Source organism: Streptomyces sp. NPDC058145, from assembly GCF_042884245.1.
In the GTDB taxonomy this organism is placed as follows: Bacteria; Actinomycetota; Actinomycetes; order Streptomycetales; family Streptomycetaceae; genus Streptomyces.
On record NZ_JBHVUH010000024.1, the window covers coordinates 48,827 to 55,175 of the forward strand.

At 69.6% G+C, this 6,349-nt stretch carries 6 protein-coding genes; 4 read left to right on the top strand and 2 right to left on the bottom strand.

All coding sequences use genetic code 11. The features are described from left to right. Nucleotides 1-72: 72 nt before the first annotated feature. From ACFVVO_RS35990 to ACFVVO_RS36000, 3 genes are all read left to right on the top strand, one after another. Nucleotides 73-855, top strand: a complete 783-nt coding sequence (locus ACFVVO_RS35990) for a TIGR03084 family metal-binding protein (protein WP_390060792.1) — start codon at nucleotides 73-75, stop codon at nucleotides 853-855. Nucleotides 856-1,253: 398 nt separating this feature from the next. After that, nucleotides 1,254-1,532 (top strand): hypothetical protein, encoded by a 279-nt coding sequence (locus tag ACFVVO_RS35995; protein ID WP_390060802.1) that lies wholly within the window; start codon nucleotides 1,254-1,256, stop codon nucleotides 1,530-1,532. 48 nt (nucleotides 1,533-1,580) lie between these two features. After that, nucleotides 1,581-2,015: a hypothetical protein gene (locus ACFVVO_RS36000; protein WP_390060794.1), complete on the top strand. Its 435-nt coding sequence runs from the start codon at nucleotides 1,581-1,583 to the stop codon at nucleotides 2,013-2,015. Between the two features lie 4 nt (nucleotides 2,016-2,019). Here ACFVVO_RS36000 and ACFVVO_RS36005 read toward each other — a convergent pair. Together ACFVVO_RS36005 and ACFVVO_RS36010 are read right to left on the bottom strand one after the other, a co-directional pair. Further along, nucleotides 2,020-2,951, bottom strand: a protein-coding gene (locus ACFVVO_RS36005; RefSeq protein WP_390060796.1) for an IS5 family transposase whose coding sequence is annotated in 2 segments (ribosomal slippage) — nucleotides 2,020-2,567 and nucleotides 2,567-2,951 — 933 coding nt in all. Because the reading frame shifts where the segments join, the coding sequence is not laid out codon by codon here. 52 nt (nucleotides 2,952-3,003) lie between these two features. Then, the gene (locus ACFVVO_RS36010; RefSeq protein WP_390060797.1) at nucleotides 3,004-5,187 is read right to left on the bottom strand and encodes an MMPL family transporter; all 2,184 of its coding nucleotides are present in this window, start codon (nucleotides 5,185-5,187) and stop codon (nucleotides 3,004-3,006) included. Nucleotides 5,188-5,397: 210 nt separating this feature from the next. Between ACFVVO_RS36010 and ACFVVO_RS36015 the strand changes: the two genes are divergently transcribed. After that, the gene (locus tag ACFVVO_RS36015) at nucleotides 5,398-6,189 is read left to right on the top strand and encodes a DUF427 domain-containing protein (RefSeq protein ID WP_390060798.1); all 792 of its coding nucleotides are present in this window, start codon (nucleotides 5,398-5,400) and stop codon (nucleotides 6,187-6,189) included. Nucleotides 6,190-6,349 lie beyond the last annotated feature (160 nt).

Here is a 6,349-nt window from a genome sequence, read left to right on the forward strand (position 1 = left end):
CGCAACCTCGTGGTGCGAGTGCAGCGCCTGACCAGGCGATCACGCCGGTAATGGTCAGGAAGGAGTGGGACCATGGCGCACATGTTGAACTACAACCTCGCCGTCCCCAATGTAGGTGACGCCGGTGTCCTGCCCGCGCTGGTGGCTGAGGGCGACGAGCTCGACGTCCTGGTCAGGGCAGTGGACGACTGGTCCATACCGACACCGGCACCGGGCTGGACGGTTGCCCACCAGATAGCCCACCTCGCGTGGGCGGACGCGAACGCACTCAGCGCCTTACGTACTCCGGACGCGTTCGACGCCGAGCTCAGGCGGGCGGAAGCCGAAGGCAGCGGGTACGCAGACAGGGCCGCCGCCGTGGGAGCGGCCAAACCGCGGTCGGTGCTCCTGGACGAGTGGCGGGCCGGTCGAGCGGAACTGGCGGCGGCACTGCGCGACACGCCATGGGACCACGCATTCCCCTGGTACATGTCGAAGGTGACCCCGGCCCTGATGGCGCCACTTCGTCTGATGGAAACCTGGGCACACGGGCAGGACGTCTTCGATGCGGTGGGCGTGGCGCACCGCCCGACGGATCGATTGCAGCACGTGGCCTCGCTCGGGGTGCTGGGACGGGGGCTGTCCTTCGCCGCCGTCGGACTGCCAGAGCCGGCGGACCCCTTCCGCGTCGAGCTGACAGGACCTGACGGACGGACCTGGGTGTGGGGCCCCGAGGCTGCCGCGCAGCGGGTACAGGGCGGCGCCATCGATTTCTGCCTGTGTGTCACCCGGCGTCGCCCCTGGTCCGAGACCGACATGACGGCGACCGGCGAGGACGCTCAGAAGTGGCTGGAGGTGGCGCGTGTCTTCCTCTGAAAGCGTGTCAGGGCGTCTGGCCATGCGCTGAGGCAAAGACACGCGCGGCGTGCCCGGTGAGCCCGCGCATCCAGTCCATGATGTCGTCCTGTGGCCGACGCCGGGGAGGCGTTCGACCAGGCCGACCTGACCGTGCGGGACACGGCGCCCGCGCGCTCGCCCAGGTCAGGATCTGAGCCGAGCCACCCGCCGCCGACCTGACGGCGCTGAACCGGGCGCAGCGCGCCGCGCCCGCGATCAGCGAGTTGGTGTTGACCGGGTCGGCGGTGGCCGCCACCCAGCGGCGCGACGGCACACCGGGCGCGCGGCTGGCCGCCTGTCTCGCCGAAGCCGCCGCCGATCTGCTGGCCGATCCCGCCATCACCCGGATCCGAGAGTGCGAGGCCGACGACTGCGTGATGCTCTTCGTGGCCACCCATCCGCGCCGCCGCTGGTGCCGTCGGCCCGGTGCGGAAACCGGATGTGCGTGGCCCGCCACTACCAGCGCCACAAGCCCGCTGACCGGGCGCCCAGGCCCCCTCCGCAGGACCACTTCCACCACAGAAGGCCCAGCCCCGTCCCTGCTGCCCCTCCCCCTGCCCCTGCCCCTGCCCCCCGGAAGCCCTCAGGCCCCGGACGAACGGGAGCGGCCCCGCCGGAACGCCGCCCGGCGGGGCCGCTCGTCGCGCTGCCGCTAGGACTTGTCCGGCCGATCATGGCTTTGGATAGTCGGGCATGATGCCCAGGTGAGCATCATCGTGAAGTTCTTCGCGGCGCCGGACGACACGTCAGCGGGCCTGGCTCTCAAGACTGGGCCGGGACGGGCATTCGAGTCGCTCTCCTTCGGCAACTTCGATCCCGAAGAAGCCGTGGTCGAGTGGGAATGCCTCCTGGCTGGCGGCAGCTTCGAGGAACTCGTCGAAGCCGGTGAGCCTCGCATCGTCGCTGGGCAAGACAACGACGGGTGCGTCGTCTTCGCGATCTCGCCTCGCCTGACCACTGCACTTGCGGACGCGGGGCACTCCAGGTTGCGTGACGTCGCCGCCGCGTGGGCTCAGCTGCGTGCGGAGGACGGCGAGGTCATCGACACCGAGATCGCGGACGGGATCGTGGGTGATCTGGCTGCTCTTGTCAGTAGCGCCCGGCGCCAGAATCAGAGCGTCTACTGCTGGGTCGCGTAGGAGCTCAGGTTCGGAGCCAGATAGCGACGGCCGCGGCGGTAGCGGTGCCGAGGAAGACGTAACCGCGCTTGTCGTAGCGAGTGGCGACCGCCCGGGACTGCTTCAGGCGGTTGATCGCCCGCTCGACGGTGTTGCGCTTCTTGTAGCGATCCTCATCGAAGCCGGGCGGCCGTCCACCGCGCGCGCCCTTGCGCAGGCGGGCAGCCTGGCTGTCGGTCTTCTCCGGGATCGTGTGCCGGATTCCCCGCCGTCGCAGGTACTCGCGGATGGGGCCGTTGCTGTAAGCCCTGTCGGCTGCAAGGCTGTCTGGCTTCTTGCGTGGCCGTCCCAGGCCACGTCTGGGCACTCGGATCTTCTCCAGGACCGGCTTGAACTGGGTGCAGTCTGCCCGCTGACCTGGAGTGACAACCAGGGACAGTGGGCGGCAGCGGCCGTCTGCGCTCAGGTGGAGCTTGCTGGTGAACCCGCCGCGCGAGCGGCCCAAGCCCTCACATCCAGCACCACCTCCACCAGGCGGGCGACGAGACTCCGCCACGGCGTCTCGGCCTGGTGTTCCATCTCTTCGACCCCTTTTGATCTCCGCGCAGGAGGCGGGTCGGTGCGGGCGCCGGCCGCATGCTGATGCGCGCGGATGATCGTGGAGTCGACCGAGATGTCCCAGTCGATCTCGCCTGCGGAGTCGGCTGCGGCCTGGACCTGCTGGAGCAGACGTTCCCCGGTTCCGTCGGCCGACCACAGGCGGTGGCGTTCATAGACGGTCTTCCATGGCCCGAACCGTTTGGGCAGGTCACGCCACTGCACCCCGGTCCGCACCCGGTGCAGGATCCCGTCGATCACCTGCCGGTGGTCCCGCCACCTGCCACAACGCCCGTTGCTGACCGGCAGGAACGGCCGCAGCCGTTCCCACTCGGCATCCGTCAGATCACCCCGCCCCATGCCACAGGAACGACTCGGGCAAGAAGCAGTCACATGATCGGCCGGACAAGTCCTAGTTGCCGCGGCCCGCGGGATCGTGGGCGACGCTGTCGCGGCCCTCGCCCCCGTGGGCCGGGTCCGCGCCGGCGGAGCCGGTCCCGGTCCCGGGGGCCCGGTCACCGTGCCCCGGCCACCAGGCCGCGTGCCCGATGAGCGCGGTGAGACTGGGCGTGAAGAACATCGACATCACGAAGGCGGCGACCGCGATGCCGAAGGAGACGGCGAAACCCATCTCCGTGAGCAGTGCGTTGCCCGCCAGCATCATCGTGGCGAAGGTGGCCGCCAGGATGAAGCCGGCCGCGGCGACGGTCGGCCCGGCGTGCCGGAGTGCCATACCGGCGGCCTCGCGCGGCTCGCGGCCCTCGCGGGCCTCCTCGCGAAGCCGGGCGATCATGAGGATGTTGTAGTCCGTGCCGATGGCGACCACGAAGAGATACATGATCACCGGCAGCATGAACATCAGGCCCGAATGCCCCTGGCCATTCTGGAAGATCCACACGGTGGCACCGAGGGTGGCGCCGAAGCCCAGGCCCACGGAGGCCATCAGGTACCAGGGCGCGACCACACTGCGCAGCAGCAGCCCCAGAATGATCATGATGAGGATCGCGGCGACGGGGAAGACCGTGCGGTAGTCGTGGTTGACCGCGGCGTCGATGTCCTTGTAGATCGAGGACATGCCGCCGACCAGGGCCTCGGTGCCGTTGGGGGCGTCGGCGTGGGCGACGTCGCGTACCCGGCCCACGGCGTCGATGGCCTTGTCCGTCGACGCCTCGTACTTCAGCGTGACCGTGAAGTCCGCGGTGGTGCCCGCCTTGTTGACCTGGGTCATCCGGGCGTCCGCGACACCGTCCACGGCGCGGAGCTTGCGCGCGTAGGAGTCGAACGCGCCCCGGTCCAGCGGCTTGCCGTCGGTGCTGGACAGGTAGACGTCGGTGGGAGCGGCCGCGCCCGCCGAGTACGCCTTCTGCATCTCGTCCTGGGCGACCATGGACTCCTTGGTCTTGGGCATGGAGCCGGACGCCAGGTCGAAGGTGGCGTTGAAGTTGAGAATGCCCAGCGACAGCACGACCAGGACGAGTCCGGACAGTCCGGCGGTCAGCGCCGGGCGGCGCTGCACCCCGCGGCCGAGGGCGGCGAAGCGGGCGTTCTCCGGTTCCCGCTGCCAGGACTTTGACGGCCAGAAGACTTTCGGCCCGATGAGGGAGACCACGGCCGGGATCAGGGTCAGGCCCGCGACCAGCGTGGCGGCGACCGCGATGGCGAGCGCCGGTCCCATCTGCTTGAGGAAGCCGAGCGTGGACAGCACCAGCGCGAGGAAGGCGATGATGACCGCCCCGGCGGCCGAGGCGATGGCCTCACCGACCCGGTCGACCGCGTTGACCATGGCCTGCTTGGGTTCGTCGCCGGCGCGCAGGCGTTCGCGGTAGCGGAACATCAGGAACAGGAAGTAGTCCGTGCCCACGCCGAAGAGCACGACGATCAGGATCGACGAGATCGAGCTGTTGGCCTGGAGGTCGAACAGCTTGGTGGCGTAGGCGATCAGCCCGTTGGCGACGGCGGACACCAGGCCGATCAGGATCAGCGGCAGGATGGCGAGGATCGGCGCCCGGAAGATGATCAGCAGTGTCACGAGGATGATGACGAAGGTGCCGATGCCGATCAGTGCCTGTCCGCGTTTGGACGAGTCCTGCTGGTCGAGTGCCTGGGCCGCGGAGCCGCCCAGTTTGACCCCCAGGTGCGTGCCCTTGGCGAGTTGCTTGACGTCGTCGCGCAACACCTTGGCCGCGTCGGCCTGTTCGGGCTGGCCGGCCTTCTTGCTGTCCATCTGGACCAGGGTCAGGTCGTACCTGCCGTCCTTGGACGGCAGGCCGGGGACGACCTTCTGCACCTGGTCGATGTGCTTCTTGCCCAGCTCGGTGGTGATCCGGGCGACATCCTGCTTGTCGGCGTCGGTCAGCCGGCCGCCGTCGGTGCGCTGGTACAGCGCGATCGCGGACGGCGTGAAGGCGCTGGGGAACGCCTTCTGCTGCAGGTCCGCCGCTCTGATGGACTCGTAACTCTTCGGCAGGAAACTGCTCTCGTCACTGTTCGAAGGCAGGCCGGGAGCGGTGGCGACGATCGCCACCGCGGCGATCAGCCAGGCCACGATCGTCCAGACGGGATGTCGGACGACAGCGTTGCCTATGCGTCGGTACATGCGGGGGGTCCTCCTGGACAGGAAGATCACCGCAGCCCGGGGAGCGGTCCCCGGCATCGGCGACCCCGGCCGGCGCGCGTCCAACGCACCGGCCGAATGGTTGTCTTAGGGTCACAGGGTAGTGACCACGCAACGGGATCATTCCAGCAGGCGCGCCCTGGCACGACCGGATATCGGGCGGCCGCCGGCGGGCCGGAAGGAGCACCGGACATGACCACGAACAACGTCTCAGGGCCGCCGCACCGCACTCCCGAGGGCATCCTCTGGGAGCCCAGCGGCCGCTGGGTGCGCGGCCGTACGGCCGGGGCCACGGTCGTCGACAGCCGCCACCCCGTCCTCGTGTGGGAACCCGGCGTACCGGTGCCGTTGTACGCCTTTCCGCGCGGCGAGGTCCGCGAGGACCTGCTGCGTCCGGCGCAGAACCCGCCCACCGGCACCCACACCGGATCGATGGTCTTCTACGACCTGGAGGCGGGCGGCGAGTCGCGGGCGAACGCCGCCTGGACCTTCCCCTCGGACGCCCTGGCGGACCACATCGCCTTCGAGTGGGCCCGGCGCACCGGCACCGGACTCGACCACTGGTACGAGGAGGAAGAGGAGATCTTCGTCCACCCCCGCGACCCGCACAAGCGGGTCGACGCCCTCCCCAGCAGCCGGCACGTCCAGGTCGAGATCGGCGGCACACCGGTCGCCGGCACCCGCCGCCCGGTCCTGGTCTTCGAGACGGGCCTGCCCACCCGCTACTACCTTCCCCGCGAGGACGTCCGCCTGGACCTGTTCGAGCCCACCGACCACAGCACCGGCTGCCCCTACAAGGGCACCGCCGCGTACTGGTCCTGGCGCGGCGGGGACGACGTCCCGGCCGACGTACTGTGGAGCTACGCCGATCCGCTGCCCGCGGTGGACGCGGTCAGGGGGCTGCTCGCGTTCTACAACGAGGCGGTCGACATCACCGTGGACGGCGAACGACTGGAGCGCCCATTGACGTCCTCCCCCTCGTGAACGAGGGGGGTTCCCCTATGTAGGGGGTTGGGCCGGTCGCCCGGCTTTCAGGTTCCTGCTTCACGGACCGCCTGGCGGCGAGGTCTCCACAGGCTGACACGGGCTGCCCGCCCGCGTGTTTGATGTTGATGGCCGCATTGACGTCGGCGTGCGCGGTGTA